This is a genomic window from Coriobacteriia bacterium (assembly GCA_041658765.1).
In the GTDB taxonomy this organism is placed as follows: domain Bacteria; phylum Actinomycetota; class Coriobacteriia; order Anaerosomatales; family JBAZZO01; genus JBAZZO01.
In genome coordinates this window covers 85,613-98,800 of the sequence record JBAZZO010000008.1, presented here as the reverse complement: position 1 = coordinate 98,800, position 13,188 = coordinate 85,613, and the positions used below count along the sequence as shown (strand labels likewise).

Genomic DNA, 13,188 nt, shown 5'->3' with positions numbered 1-13,188 from the left:
TGTCCGTGGGAAGCTCAGAGCGCGGCTCGAAGGACAGAGCCCCGAGGTGACCGCCTACTCGTGGGCGGCTCAGTGCCGGCTCTCCGGCACGTTCCGCAAGATCGCGGCGAGGAAGGGTGCGCATACCGCTGTCGTGGCGACCGCGCGTGAGCTATCCGGCTTCGTGTGGGGGCTCATGACCGGGAACCTGGGGGCGTAGGAAACAGTCATGCACGCGGGCGGGCGCCAGACTCCGGAGAGATCCTCGACCACGTTATGCGACTCCAGTAAGCGCGCGCCTAGTGGGAGGCAGGCTCCGGTCCGACCGAGATGTGGGGTTGAAATCCCCGGATATCAGCATGGTCGAGCGCCGTTCCCATGTGCCCGCCCGCTTGCACCTCTCGAACCACGATCGAGAGCCCCGTGAGGCCAACTTCGCTTGACCGGCCATCTCATATCAACGTGTTTGCGCATGATCCGCGAGCCGCGACCGTGCGCTTCACGGTCCAGATTACCCTACCGACCGCGGCGAGTCGGTGTCGATGCGCGGGTTAGGTGAGCATCCGTAGGCACCGCTTCTTCAGCCTACAGGCCGAAGAACACCACGTCATCGACCTTCAGCACCAGCTCGCTGTCCGGCTCCTTCTATGCTCGCTCCGAGCCGCTTCCCTCGCGGCTCTTCCTGCGCTCGGGGTACTCCTGTGTTCGCGAGTGTGGAGCCCCGCTGTTATCCCGCTGATAAGCAGCGTTGGACGTGGGAGCTACTCGTCTACCGTTGCCGCTTCGAGCGCGTCGAGTACGCCATCGGATAGCATTCGAGGGTCTATCGTCGCGCCAGCGATACGGTCAACCGCGCTAGTGAGACGTACCCGGGCGTCATCGGCGCTTGCCCTGGCTTTCGAGGCTCCGATGATTGCCTCGGCTTCCGCGATGAGGTCGGCGTCGCTGACGTTGGCATACTCGATAGCGCCCCCGCCCGCGCGCTTGACCTCTACGCGCTTTGCGTCGGACCACTCATGCGGGCGTCGGTTCGAGAGCCAGATCTTGATCGCGACATTGTCGCCGGACAGAGCGGCGTGGTACAGGGCGCTCTCAACGGGGGCGTCTGCCCTCGCGCGCGCGCGCGTGACGGCGGCCGAAAACTCCGGAAACTCGCGCATCCACGTCTTGACGGTGGAGGTACATACGTCACACGCGACCGCGATCTGGACAAGCGTCGCACCGTGCTCGGCGGTGCTCTCGACGCGCTCGCACAGGGCGGGCGAGTACTTGGAGGGGCGGCCTCGCCTTGTGGGGCGGTTGGATTGCGTCACGCCGCATCGCTCTCCTTTCGGGAGCGCCGGCCGTCCGGTCCCTCGAGGTGTAGGACGCGGCAGAGCCCGGCGAGGCGGGATGTCACCCGCTCGCCCACGCCCTCGGCGATCTCGTGGGGCGGCTTGTTGGAGGTGACGAGGGTACGCCGGCCGTTGCGCCACCGTGCATCGGCGATCTCATGGAGCAGCTCGCGGCGGAACCCCGAGGTTCGGTCTAGATCGAGGTCGTCAAGGAGGAGCAAGTCACACTCGCTCAAGGAGCGGATGATGCGCTCCTCTAGGCCGTTGCCAGCGCGGGATGCTTCTTGCAGCGTCCGCAGCAGGTTCGATACAAGCCAGCGCTCGACGCGGGCAGAGCCAGCCTCGAGCGTTCGGATGGCGGCCCCGGTGACGAGGTGCGTCTTTCCGGTTCCCGGCGGTCCGTAGAGCCACAAGGAGCTTTCGCCATTCGCGGCTGCGAGTGCTTCCTGTCCCGAGGGTGTCCGCGGGCGGTATGCCTCGAGTGTCCATCCGCTCTCGAGCTCGCTGAGGCAGAGCGCAGCGATGCGGTAGCGCCTCGCCTCGGCCTCGCGCTCAATCTCGGCGGTACGCTGCTGGCACTCGGGGCACGGTCCCTCGTCGGGCGGCAGCCAGCTCTCCCCGTCGGCGGTATGCCGCTGCGGGGCTTGGCACTCCGGGCACGGGACGGGCGCGGGCTCGGGGCCGCGGGCCTCGGCCTCCGCCTCTTCCTTTCGGAGCTGCTCGGCGTGCTGCTCTGCCAGGAGGCGACGCTGCTCCTCGAGCTGCCGGTGCATCTCGGTCTCCTTCTGCTCGGCCGCGGCGCGGTCGCGCCGGCGCTTCTGCATCGCTCGCTCCTCGACGTCCAGCCACTCCTGGCTGCGATCGCCGAGATCGTCCGCCTTTATGCTCATGGTTCTCTCCTAGCCTTCGGGATAGGGCTCGACCTTCGGGCGAGCGGGTCCGGCGCTCTTGCCGGGATCTTCGGTGCCCTCCTTGAGGCGATGAGCCAGGACCGCATGGAAGCTCACTATCTTGCTCCCGTGCGCTATGTCGGAAGCGAGGCGCTCAGCGCCGGCACGGACGGTCTCGGCGCCGTGCGTCTTCGCAAGATCGCGCGCCTGTCGCTCGGTGAGTTTGTCGCGTGAAGCTCTGACTATCTCGGGGATAGGGCCCGCCGCCACGGTGGTACAACGCTCTTGTAGAGATATACAAGGTTCTAAAGGCCGCGTTTCCGCAGGTGCGGGTCGGTGTGCTGTCAAGTTGCTGTCCACTTTCAGAGCAGTGCTGTCAAGTTGCTGGCTCTCTATTTGGACACCGTGCCAGCTCTCTGATTGGACAGCATCGTGATTCAGGAGCACGCGGTAGCGCGTCCGTTCGTACTGATTCGCGCCCTTGTGATACTCGATGATCCCGCGGCCAGCGAGGGCGGCCAGAGCACTGGAGGCGGTGGTACGGGTTCCGCCGAGCTGCTCCGAGATCGCAGCGGCCGAGGTTGTCCCCGTCCAATCCCGGTGATTGGCCGCGAGCAATAGGTGCGCGTAGACGGCGTGTGCCGACCACGGCAGGCCGCGGAGGGCTCTACGCGCTTCGCGCGGGTATCTCACGAATCCGCTAGGCGAGCTCACCTTTGCCTCTATCCAGGTTCGTCCGGCGACGGTGCGCCGATTACTCGCCCGTCGGTGTCGGGCGGGACAAGGAACCTGACGAGAGCAGCTTTCGGGACGATGATTCGGCGTCCGAGGTTGACGGCATGGAGCTCACGCCGGGCGATCGCGCCGCGGACGGTGCTCTCAGCGACGCCGAGGAGAGCCGCCACATCCGCGACGGTCAGCACGTCGGGCGCGGTGTCGAGCGTGAGGGTCCCGGTGTCACTCATCGCCACTCACCTCATCCAGCAGCTCGGATGGGTCGCCCTCGTATCCGAGCGCCGCGGCGATCTTCTCGAGTTGCACTGGATACGGGACGAGACGGCCGCTCTCGATCTGGCCGACTGTGCTCGCGCTCATGTCTGCCTTGCGAGCGAGCGCAGCGATGGTGAGCCTTGCTCGCTCGCGCCTATCCGTGACGCGCGGCTTAGGTGTCATTGTCGCTCCTTAGAATCAATCGGGTGGACTTCGCATTGACCAACGGCTTGACCACGGGTAGAGTGTACCTAACGGGTTGTGGGCACACAAACGTTATGACGAGGAGAAAGCGTAGGAATCCGATGACAGCGAAAAAGCCCAGCTCAGCACTCACGGAGCTTGTAGCCTTCACCTGGCACCGCTCGGATTCCGCCGTGTGGGTTCCGTGGGAGAAGCACCTGGAGGCTTTTGGACTGGACCTGGCTCGGGCCGCGCGGGAGGAGATGCGCGTCACGGAGACGAGTTATCCCGAGAGCGTGTGGCTCCGCACCATGCCTGCGGCCGACTACGCACCGCTCAATGATGAGCTGGCCCTGTTCCAGATCTTCGCGAACCTGGACGGGGAGGATACGTTTCTGCGCTTCGCGCGCGAGTACGGCCCGCTCCGGTCGTGGAATGCCGGTTGGCTGCAATCGCTCGCTCATTGGCAGTACGAGACACAAACGATGTGCGCCGCGGTGCGCTTGTGGGAATCACTGCGGAACGGGAAGGCCGGGGAGGGCGTCGCGGCGAACGTGTGGACGCAAGCCTACAACCCTCCGCTGCCGGGGGGCGGCGCGCTGCCGACGGTTGTCATGTGGGAGCTGCGGCGCGATCTAGACGGCGGGACGCCGGCCTATGAGGAGCTCGTCAAGTGGCAGAGCTACGGAGACTACAGGGGCGAAGGTGTCCCTCGGTTCGTCACTTTGCGGGCCGATGAGTATCGGCCTTCCTTCTCACCGAAACTCGGATCCCGGCAGATTGCGCAAGCCGTCCTGCAGCACACAATCACCGACGGGCTGCGGCGGGGGGCCGTGACGCCCACGCTCGTCCCGGATGGCAAGCCCTTCGGCGAGGGTCTCCGCCTGGCCTTCGACGTCAGTGACTTACTCGGGGCGCTCTGGCTGCAGTTCGCGGCTGCGGTGGACGGAAACCGCAAGTACGAACAGTGCAAGGAGTGCGGGAGTTGGTGGGATGCCACGGCTGCTCGCTCGCACAAGAGGGTTTGCAGCGACAAGTGCAGAGCACACAAGCACGATCGGCTACAGAAGGAAGCGAAGCAGCAGGCCGAGAGTGAAGGGGGTGCTGAGCGATGATCGGGAAGCTCCGCAGGAGAGACGGCGATTCGTGGCAGTTTCGCATCCCGGCCGGCAGGGACGAGAGCGGGCGGTATCGCTACGAGTACGAGACGATACACGCAGCCACGCGGCGCGAGGCCGAGGCGGAGCAGGCGCGCATCATGCACGAGCGCGCGACGGGAACGCACGTCAAGCCGTCCAAGCTGACCGTCGGCGAGTATCTCGAATCCTGGCTCGCCTCCTGCGGCTCGCGCGTGGCGCCGTACACGCTTGACCGCTACGAGACGATAGTGCGCCGGCACCTCATCCCCGCGTTCGGCACGGTGAAGCTGGCCCAGCTCGGGCCCGAGCGTATCGAGCGGTACTACCTTGAGGCCCTCCAGAGCGGCCGGCTCTCCGGCGGGGAGCTCAGCGCCCGGACGGTGCTCCACCACCATCGCGTATTCCGGCGCGCTCTGAGCCGCGCGGTGAGGCTCCGGTACATCCCGCTCAATCCGTGCGATGCGGTTGACCCTCCAACGCCCGAGCGCAAGGAGGCCCACGCGATAGACGAGCTCGCTACAGAGCGGCTCCTGGCCGCGGCGCGCGAGGAGAGCGGACACCTCAGCCTGTACACGGCGATCCTGCTCGCTGCCAATGTCGGGCTCCGTCGGGGAGAGGTGCTTGGGCTGCGGTGGAGTGACGTTGACCTTGAGGGCGGTGCGCTAGTCGTCCGGGAGACGTTGCAGGATCCCTCGAGCGGGCTCGCCTTCCGTCAGCCGAAATCGGAGCTTAGCCGTCGGCGCCTCGCGCTCGACGCATTCACGGTCCGGGAGCTCAAGGAGTATCGCATCCGGCAGAGCCAGCGGCGCCTCGAGCTAGGCCCCGCGTGGCGGGACAACGGCCTCGTATGCCCGGAGCATCGCGGGGAGCCGTGGCGCCCGTCCATCTTCTCGCAGGTGTACCGGCGCTTCTGCGGACGGCGGGGGATACACGTCCGCTTCCACGATCTCCGGCACTCTCACGCGGCCCAACTCATCGCAGCCGGTGCTCCGGCGAAGGTGATACAGGAGCGGCTTGGGCATTCATCGGCTGGCTTCACTCTCACCACGTACGGCCACCTGTTGCCTGGGATGCAGGCCGAGGCCGTGGACCGGGTAGCAGAGAGGCGCGCCGAAGCCCGCGAGAGGCTCGCCGCGGAGGGTTAGCGTTCAAGGACTTGTGCCAGATTTCGGGCAAAGCCCAGCCGGAGCAGGGTCCGCGGTATGTAAGCGGGCAGCATTCCCGCAGGTTATCTATGGTGCCCCCGGCGCGAATCGAACGCGCGACACCAGGTTTAGGAAACCTGTGCTCTATCCCCTGAGCTACGAGGGCGCGAGGGAGATTGTACCGCAGGTCGGTCGAGCCGCGCCCGGTAGGAGATCCCGAGGTCGTTCGAGAGGACCTCGAGCCTGCGCATGTCGGCGAAACCGATCCCGGGCGTCTGGATCACCGAATGGTCCGGCTTCGGGTCGTACATCAGCCCCATCTCCTCCGAGCGGGCCGAGAAGTCCGTGCCCGGCAGGACGCGCAGCGTCGACGACTGCACGATCCCGGGGTCGAGGCTCAAAAGCCAGCGGAGACCGCCGATGACGTCGAACGGATCGTCTCCGGGCAGGCCGATGATGAGGTCGCACTCGACCGAGATGCCGGCGCGCTTGAGAGCGGAGACGCCGGCGACGAACCGGTCGGCGTGGAACGTCCGCCCGCTGGCTTCCAGCGCCTTCGCCCCGATCGTCTGGGGTCCGGTCTCGACCGAGACGACGCCGGCGCGTCTCAGCTCCTCGGCCTCGCCGTCTCCGATCCGCTCGACGTCGACCTCGATCGTGTGCAGGCGGATGCCGCGACGCGCGTGGGGCTCGAGGACGTCGGCGAGCCAGCTCAGCCTCTCGCCGGTCAGGTTGAAGACGGAGTCGATGAACGAGAAGGTCCGCACGCCGGGGGAGCTCGCCATCGCGTCGATGTCGGCCTGTATCCTCTCGCGGGAGAAGCTTCGTATCCCGGCGACGCCCTTCGCCTCGAAGCAGTAGCCGCAAGCGTGCGGGCATCCGCGGAACGTCTCGATGTAGGACGACGTCTCGCTCGGCGTGATGACGCCGGAAAGGTACGGCGACGGGATCGAGTCGAGGTCCTCGATGGGCGCGCGGTCGGGCGCCGAGACGATCCTCTCCCCGTCCCGCGCCGTCACGCCCTCGACCATCCACGCGCGCTTGCCGGAGGAGAGCACCCGGAGCAACTCGGCGAACGTCTCCTCGCCTTCTCCGCGCACCACGATGTCGACCGCGGGATTCTCCGAGAGCACCTCCTCGGCGACCGGCCCGACCTCCGGACCTCCGAGCACCGTCACGATATCGGGTCGCGCGTTGCGGATGATCGAGCACGCCGCGTAGATGGCGCGCGCGTTCCAGCAGGACACCGAGAAGCCGGCCACGTCCGGTCCCATGCGGAGCACGCGGTAGGCCACCCACCAGGGATCGACGTCGGTGGTGAGGTCGAGCGTCTGGAAGACGACCCTTCCGCGCAGCCGTTCGTTCGCCTCCGCGTACGCGCGCAGGTAGCCCAGGGCCAGGGACTGATAGCCGGGCCTGTTCAGCGCCACCAGGGCTACCTTGAGAGGCTCCTCAGCCACCGGAGACGACCCCCTCGGGATACGAGAACCCGCGCGACACGGCGTCGGCGATGCTCCGGGCGTCGACGGGCGGGCGGAAAGCCGAGGTCACGGAGTCGGCGGCGCCGGGAACGGCTCCCGAGCACATCGGATCGAGCGGGCACGGCCCGCAGAGGGCGGACTTCATGCTCGCGACCGGACGGTACAGCCACGCGAGGTGGAGCTCCCATCCCGGCGCCAGGCCGTAGGGCACCCCCTCGACCTCGACCCACGTCCCGTTGACGATGCCGCTGTCGCAGGCGGCCCCGAGCCACGGTGCGGCCGATCGCAGTTCGAGGTCGGTGTCCTCGACGACGAGCAGCACCGAAGTGGCCCCGGCCCGGGCTGCAGCCGTGACCGTGCCGGGCAGGTCGTGCAGGTCGTGGCGGCAGACGGGCACGCGCGCGGCGACGTGCACCGGCGTCTCGGTCTCGGCCGCCGTCTCCACGAAAGTCCTCACGCCGTGCATCGTCGCGGCGAATCCGCCGGGGACGCCGGCGAGAGCGTCGTGCAGTTCCGGTGTCGAGCCCAGCAGCGTGAAGCGGACGTGCCGGACGCCGGCGTCGATCGTCGCCCGAGCGGTCTCCGGCGCCCCGAGCGCGGCGCAGTCGGTGTCCAGGCGCAGACGCACCGCTCCCACGCGCACGGCCTCGGCGATGAGGTCGGCTAGCGCGGGGTGACGGAAAGGCTCGATGCCGGTAAGCGAGACGTTCGGGCCCGCGCCATCGTCCCAGTCGCGCACGGCCGCGGCGATGTCCGCCGCCACGTCGGAGACGTCGCGCAGCGTCTCGCCCCCGCCGGTGGTGCAGCGTCTGCAGTGGAGGGCGCCCGCCCTCCCGATGGGGACCTCCGCGAAATGGAGCATGTCTGCCGCCTCACCCCATCCGAGGGTACTCTCGGGATGTCCTGCACGAAAGTGGCCGGATCCGGCCTCCAGCTACTGGGGCGCAGCGGCTCCCGCCGAGGTGGCGGTCACCAGCCCCGTTGCGTTCAGCGCTTCGATGATGGTCGCCTCGTTGAGACTGGACTCACAGAAGGCGACGTCCATGCGCGGGCCGTCCAGGTAGATGGTGACGTTGCCGACGCCCTGGAACTTCTCGAAGACCGCGAGGAGCTCCTGTCCTGACTTCGCCAAGTCGACACCCGCGCCGGGCTCGAGCGCGAACGAGGCCGAGGTACACGAGTCCGCCGACCCGAAGAAGCGGGTGATCTTCCCATCCACGACCTGCTGCGTGTCGGCGGTCTTGATGCCGGCGAGCGCGATGGCGGAGATCAGGCCGACCACTATGAGCGCCACTATGAGCCGGTTGTTCCTGCGGGCCGGCGTCGGGGGCGTCTGCGCGCCGGCCTCGTCCGTCTCGACTCCGTCGTCGTCCGCGGTCGTCTCCGTCCGCGTCTGTCGCTTCCGGCGCATCGCCAGCACGAGCAGCACGAAGCTCGCCCCCACGATGGCGGCCACGACGAGCAGAACGGGGGGTGTACTAGGGCCATCGCTCGTCGTGCCTGCCGGTGCGGCCTTGGGCCGGGTGAACGAGAAGTCCAGGCTGAGTGGCTGCCCGGCCTTCACGGACTTGAACACCTTGCCGTAGTACTGGTAGCCGGTAGGACCCGGCTGCAGCTCGGCGCCGCTCGAAGTCCGGACGATCTTGGCGTCGCTTCGCAGGCGGGCGTAGAGCCGCACTTCTCCGATGTCGGTGGTCGGCACCCACTCGAATCCGGTCGAGTAGGTCGTGCCGTCGAAGACGACGACCCCGTCCAAGTAGCCCTCGAGCTGCGCCGTGCGGGACTTGGTCAGCGTGAAGCTGTAGACGTCGAAGCCGTCGACGGTGCGCGTGGTGGTCGACAGCGCCGGGTCCTTGGAGAGGTCGCCGCCGAGGATCTCGCCGACCCACCCCACCCTGGCGCCCTTGGGGGCGGAGAGCTCGGCTCGCGCCGGCAGTCTGACGGAGTCGGGAAGAGTCCCGTACAACAACATGAGGGAGTCGGCTTGTTCCACCTGGAGCGTGAAGTCGACTCTCTGCCAGGGTGTGGGTGTCGGCGCGGCCAGGGCCGTGCTGGCGCCCAGCATGACCAGAGCCAGCGCCAGCGCGAACAGGATAGCGGGGGACTTGCGGGACATCGGGATCTCCCGGAGCCGGAGCTTACAGCGGTAGCCGAGGGGGCTCATTTCGAGCCAAAGCATAGCAATCCGCTCGTCCCGCGCATACGGTGACGCTACCGCGCGATGATGCGCGCGAAGATCATCTCCATGCCGCAGGAGTACGGATACTCGCCGGCATGCAGGGCGGGGATCTTCACCGTCGTGCCGCCGCGAGAGATGTCCGTGACGATCCCGAACTGCTTGAACATGACCTTCGAGATACAGCCGCTGCCCTGAGAGTAGGTGATCTTGAGGGGGACGTCGGTCTTGGCGATGATCGTGGAGGGGACGAACACGCCGGTCGACACGTCGACGTGGATGCTCTGCACCCCGTCGGCGATGACGGTCTCTCCGGAGGTGGCGGCCGCCTGACTGGCGGCACCGTTCGGATAGGCGAGCAGGGTGCGCGCGGCGTTCGCGCGGGCGATGGTCACGCCGAAGACGATGAGCGCCACGAGGACGCCGAGCACGACCAGGTACCGGACGTCCTCGTCCCGGCGGCCGTTGACCGCCGGGCGTCCATCATTCGACGTCCGTTCCCGTTCAGCCATCTTGTGGTTCGTCCCTGTCGTCGTATGCACGCGACCGCATACAGCGATTTCCATGCCACGCGCGACGTCACATGTGAGGATGCGTCCAGGCTCGGCATGTGCTTTGCTTTATGCGGAGAGACGACCCCAGGGGGGTCGGTTCGCCACTTCGAGAGGCGCCAGCCAGCCGTGAAGATCACGTTCATCAGCCCGCCCTTCGGGGAAGGCGGGCAGAAGTCCAAAGGGCTTCCGATCGCTCCACCGGTCCTGGAGTACCTCGCCGGACTGACCGACGTGGTGCGCCCGGGTACCGACATGACGCTGGTCGACGCAAACCTTCGTGATTTCGATCCCGAGACGTGCGACGCCGACGTCGTCGGCATGACGGTCCTCACGCCCCAGGCGCCGTGGGCCTATCGCACCGCCGACGCGCTTCGGGCGCGCGGCATCCAGGTCATCCTCGGCGGTATCCACGTCCACGCGCTTCCCGACGAAGCGTCCGCTCACGCGGACGCCATTGTCGTGGGCGAGGCGGAGACGATCTGGGGCGACATCCTCTTCGATGCCGCCGCACGCCGCTTGAGGCTCCGGTACGACGGCCCGTACGCGCCGCTGGAGGACCTGCCACGTCCGCGGACGGACCTGCTTCCCGACTTCTACGCTTTCGGCTCCTTCTTCACCAGCCGAGGCTGTCCGCACTCCTGCGCGTTCTGCTCGGTCCACGAGAACTTCGGTCATGTCGTGCGCATGCGTCCGATCGACGACGTCGTCGCCGAGGTGGCGACGAGCAGCAAGCACATGTTCTGGAACATCGACGACAACGTCTGGGGCGTCGACCAGAGCCGCTCCATCGAGCTCTACAAGGAGATGGGTCGCACCATCCACAACAAGTGGTGGTTCGGCTCCGGCGACCTCGCCACGGTGCAGAACTCTCGCGCCGACGAGCTGCTCGACGCAGCCCGGTCGGCGGGGATGACCGCCGCCATGGTGGGCTTCGAGTCACCGAGTCCCGAGGTGCTCGCCGAGCTCAAGGCGACGAACAAGCAGGGCCGCGACCGTATCGACGCCATCAAGCGCATCCGCTCGCACGGCATCGACGTCATGCTCTTCATGATGGTCGGGAGCCGCGCTGACCATCTTCGGGACTTCGATTCGGTGCTGGAGCTGTGCGACCGGCTCGACGTCTCGGCGCATCCGGTGATGACGACTCCCTTCCCCGGGACCGACCTCTACCGGCAGTACACCCCGCACCTCATCCCCGGGATGGACTGGGACCTTTTCGACGGCAACCATGCGACCTTCTACCACGACGATCCCGAGATGACGCCTCAAGCTCGCGAGAGCGCCGTGCTGCGTCTGCGGGCCGACCTCTTCACCTGGCCGCGCATGCTGCGCCGCGTCGGCCAGATATCGGCGAAGGGCTTCCCGATGGCCCACATCACGTCGTTCATGGTCCAGTATCCGCAGGGACGGGCGTTCAAGGAGTTCGCCTCCGCGCACGAGCAGGTCCTCGCCGAGTTGCCGACGCTCGAACCCGTGCAGGTCCGTGGCGGGCAGGACGTCTCGCGGTGAGCTGGGTGCCAGTCCTCGGACCGGATCAGGCGCTGCTCAAGGTCCTCCTCGTGATGAACGACTACTTCCACGACGTCGCCACGGCGCTCCTTCTCGCGAGCGCCGTCATCATGTGGGTGCTAGGGCGCGCCGCCGAGCGTGGCGGACCCGGCGAGGCGGCTATGCTCCGCCGTGCGTTCCCCGTGCTGACGCGGTTCGCGTGGGGCGCGATCGCTTGGATCGTGATAGGCGGGATCCCGCGAACGATCTTCTTCTCGCAGCTCGAGTGGGACCCGGCGAAGACTCGCTTCATGTTGCCGGCGCTCATGGTCAAGCACTCGCTGATGGTCGTGGCCGTCGTCCTCGGCGTGGCGCTGTGGCGGAGGATGGCGCGTGCTGCGAGCGACGATGGCGGCGCTTCGACGTGAGACTCACGCTCATCAGCCCGCCGTTCGGTGATGGTTCGCCGAACGCGAAGGGCCTTCCCATCGCTCCGCCGGTACTCGAGTACCTCGCCGGCCTGACCCACCAGGTCCGTCCAGGTACCGAGGTCGACCTCATCGATGCGCACCAGCATCCGTTCGACGTCGAGGGCTGCGCAGCCGACCTCGTCGGCATCTCCGTGCTCACTCCGCAGGCGCCGTGGGCGTACAAGACGGCGGATGCACTGCGCCATCGCGGCATCCAGGTCGTTCTCGGTGGTGTCCACGTCTCGGCTCTGCCGGAGGAGGCGGCCGGGCACGCGAACTCGATCGTCGTGGGCGAGGCCGAGAGCGTGTGGGGGCAGGTCCTCCAAGACGCGATGCGATACAGGCTCGCCGACCGCTACGACGGCACGCGATCGCCGCTCGAGGGGCTCCCGCGTCCGGCGACGAGCCTTCTCCCCGACGTCTATCCGTTCGGGTCGTTCTTCACCTCGCGCGGCTGCCCGCACGCCTGCTCCTTCTGCGCTGTGCATAAGTTCTTCGGCAGGAGTGTCCGTCTGCGCCCCATCGACGAGGTCGTGCGCGAGGTAGCCGCCAGCGAGCGGCGGCTCTTCTTCAACCTCGATGACAACGCCTGGGGTGTCGACGTGCCGCGGTCGATCGACCTCTTCCGCGAGATGGGCCGCACGTTGCGCCACAAGTACTGGTTCGGCCAAGCGGACCTAGTGAGCGTCGGGAATCCTCGCTCCGACGAGCTGCTCACCGCGGCGCACTCCGCGGGGATGCGCGCGGTGATGGTCGGCTACGAATCCGAGAACGAGACGGTCCTCGCCGACCTGCACGCGGTGGGCAAACAGGGACGCGACCGCGTCGACGCGATCAAGCGCATCCGCTCGCACGGCATAGACGTCGTGCTCTTCGTGATGGTCGGTGCGGGAGCGGACTTCGCCGCCGAGTCGGAGGCGATCCTCGAGCTGTGCGACCGTCTCGACGTCAGCGCGCACCCGCAGATCGTGACGCCGTTCCCCGGGACGGAACTCTACGGACAGTACGAGAGCCGGCTCCTTGGCTTCGATTGGGACCGGTTCGACGGGACACACGCGGTCTACACCGACCCCACCACCGGAGTGGAGACGCGGGAACGTGGGCTGCTTCGGCTGCGCTCCCAGGTGTTCGAGACCGATCGGATACTCCGTCGCGTGCGGCGCATCCCGCTCGCCGGGTTCCCGACGACGCATGTCTTCTCGTTCATCATGCAGTATCTGCAGGGCCGCGGGTTCCGCGAGTGGGAGCTCGGATACGACCGGGTCCCCGAGACGCTGCCCGAGGTGGCGGAAGCCCGCGTGGACGCGCGTCGCTGAGAGAGGCTTCGCCGGTTATACTCTGACTCGGGGGTAACGTCGC

16 protein-coding genes and 1 tRNA gene are annotated in these 13,188 nt (G+C 67.3%); 9 read left to right on the top strand and 8 right to left on the bottom strand.

Annotated elements, in window-relative coordinates:
• The coding region (locus WC971_06535) for an IS110 family transposase (GenBank protein MFA5844468.1) at positions 1-199 on the top strand (199 nt) is incomplete at its 5' end.
• Positions 200-740: 541 nt separating this feature from the next.
• On the opposite strand, the gene WC971_06530 is transcribed toward WC971_06535, so the two are convergent.
• On the bottom strand, positions 741-1,292 hold the full coding sequence (locus WC971_06530) for a hypothetical protein (protein MFA5844467.1): 552 nt from the start codon (positions 1,290-1,292) through the stop codon (positions 741-743).
• Positions 1,289-1,726, bottom strand: a complete 438-nt coding sequence (locus tag WC971_06525; GenBank protein MFA5844466.1) for an ATP-binding protein — start codon at positions 1,724-1,726, stop codon at positions 1,289-1,291. Before WC971_06525 ends, WC971_06530 begins: the two co-directional genes overlap by 4 nt.
• A 231-nt stretch (positions 1,727-1,957) precedes the next feature.
• Between WC971_06525 and WC971_06520 the strand changes: the two genes are divergently transcribed.
• Positions 1,958-2,437 (top strand): hypothetical protein, encoded by a 480-nt coding sequence (locus tag WC971_06520; protein ID MFA5844465.1) that lies wholly within the window; start codon positions 1,958-1,960, stop codon positions 2,435-2,437.
• Between the two features lie 488 nt (positions 2,438-2,925).
• Here the strand turns inward: WC971_06520 and WC971_06515 are convergent, their stop codons facing one another.
• Both WC971_06515 and WC971_06510 read right to left on the bottom strand, forming a co-directional pair.
• A complete protein-coding gene (locus tag WC971_06515; GenBank protein MFA5844464.1) occupies positions 2,926-3,168 on the bottom strand; it encodes a helix-turn-helix domain-containing protein in 243 nt (80 codons plus the stop codon).
• Complete coding sequence (locus WC971_06510) at positions 3,161-3,376, bottom strand: helix-turn-helix transcriptional regulator (protein MFA5844463.1); 216 nt, start codon at positions 3,374-3,376, stop codon at positions 3,161-3,163. The genes WC971_06515 and WC971_06510 overlap by 8 nt, the downstream gene beginning before the upstream one ends.
• Positions 3,377-3,399: 23 nt before the next feature.
• Between WC971_06510 and WC971_06505 the strand changes: the two genes are divergently transcribed.
• Together WC971_06505 and WC971_06500 are read left to right on the top strand one after the other, a co-directional pair.
• Complete coding sequence (locus WC971_06505; protein MFA5844462.1) at positions 3,400-4,491, top strand: hypothetical protein; 1,092 nt, start codon at positions 3,400-3,402, stop codon at positions 4,489-4,491.
• A complete protein-coding gene (locus tag WC971_06500) occupies positions 4,488-5,660 on the top strand; it encodes a site-specific integrase (protein MFA5844461.1) in 1,173 nt (390 codons plus the stop codon). Before WC971_06505 ends, WC971_06500 begins: the two co-directional genes overlap by 4 nt.
• Positions 5,661-5,750: 90 nt before the next feature.
• Here the strand turns inward: WC971_06500 and WC971_06495 are convergent.
• Positions 5,751-5,826 (bottom strand) — tRNA-Arg (locus WC971_06495).
• Positions 5,827-5,909: 83 nt separating this feature from the next.
• On the opposite strand from WC971_06495, the gene WC971_06490 reads away from it, so the two are divergent.
• Both WC971_06490 and WC971_06485 read left to right on the top strand, forming a co-directional pair.
• Entirely contained in the window at positions 5,910-6,521 is a 612-nt protein-coding gene (locus WC971_06490) for a hypothetical protein (protein ID MFA5844460.1), read from the top strand.
• A gap of 60 nt (positions 6,522-6,581) precedes the next feature.
• Positions 6,582-6,881, top strand: a complete 300-nt coding sequence (locus tag WC971_06485; protein ID MFA5844459.1) for a hypothetical protein — start codon at positions 6,582-6,584, stop codon at positions 6,879-6,881.
• 231 nt (positions 6,882-7,112) lie between these two features.
• On the opposite strand, the gene WC971_06480 is transcribed toward WC971_06485, so the two are convergent.
• The 3 genes from WC971_06480 to WC971_06470 form a co-directional block, all read right to left on the bottom strand.
• Positions 7,113-8,003, bottom strand: coding sequence for a hypothetical protein (locus tag WC971_06480; GenBank protein ID MFA5844458.1), 891 nt, complete (start codon positions 8,001-8,003; stop codon positions 7,113-7,115).
• 72 nt (positions 8,004-8,075) lie between these two features.
• Positions 8,076-9,257 carry a hypothetical protein gene (locus WC971_06475; GenBank protein ID MFA5844457.1) on the bottom strand — a complete coding sequence of 394 codons (1,182 nt, stop codon included), beginning with the start codon at positions 9,255-9,257 and terminating at the stop codon, positions 8,076-8,078.
• Between the two features lie 95 nt (positions 9,258-9,352).
• A complete protein-coding gene (locus WC971_06470) occupies positions 9,353-9,829 on the bottom strand; it encodes a cupredoxin domain-containing protein (protein ID MFA5844456.1) in 477 nt (158 codons plus the stop codon).
• Positions 9,830-9,997: 168 nt separating this feature from the next.
• On the opposite strand from WC971_06470, the gene WC971_06465 reads away from it, so the two are divergent.
• Genes WC971_06465 through WC971_06455 form a run of 3 tightly spaced genes read left to right on the top strand, consistent with a single transcriptional unit; the run spans position 9,998 to position 13,145 of the window.
• Positions 9,998-11,380, top strand: coding sequence for a radical SAM protein (locus tag WC971_06465; GenBank protein ID MFA5844455.1), 1,383 nt, complete (start codon positions 9,998-10,000; stop codon positions 11,378-11,380).
• Positions 11,377-11,787, top strand: coding sequence for a hypothetical protein (locus tag WC971_06460; GenBank protein ID MFA5844454.1), 411 nt, complete (start codon positions 11,377-11,379; stop codon positions 11,785-11,787). Before WC971_06465 ends, WC971_06460 begins: the two co-directional genes overlap by 4 nt.
• Positions 11,784-13,145 carry a cobalamin-dependent protein gene (locus WC971_06455; protein ID MFA5844453.1) on the top strand — a complete coding sequence of 454 codons (1,362 nt, stop codon included), beginning with the start codon at positions 11,784-11,786 and terminating at the stop codon, positions 13,143-13,145. The genes WC971_06460 and WC971_06455 overlap by 4 nt, the downstream gene beginning before the upstream one ends.
• Positions 13,146-13,188 lie beyond the last annotated feature (43 nt).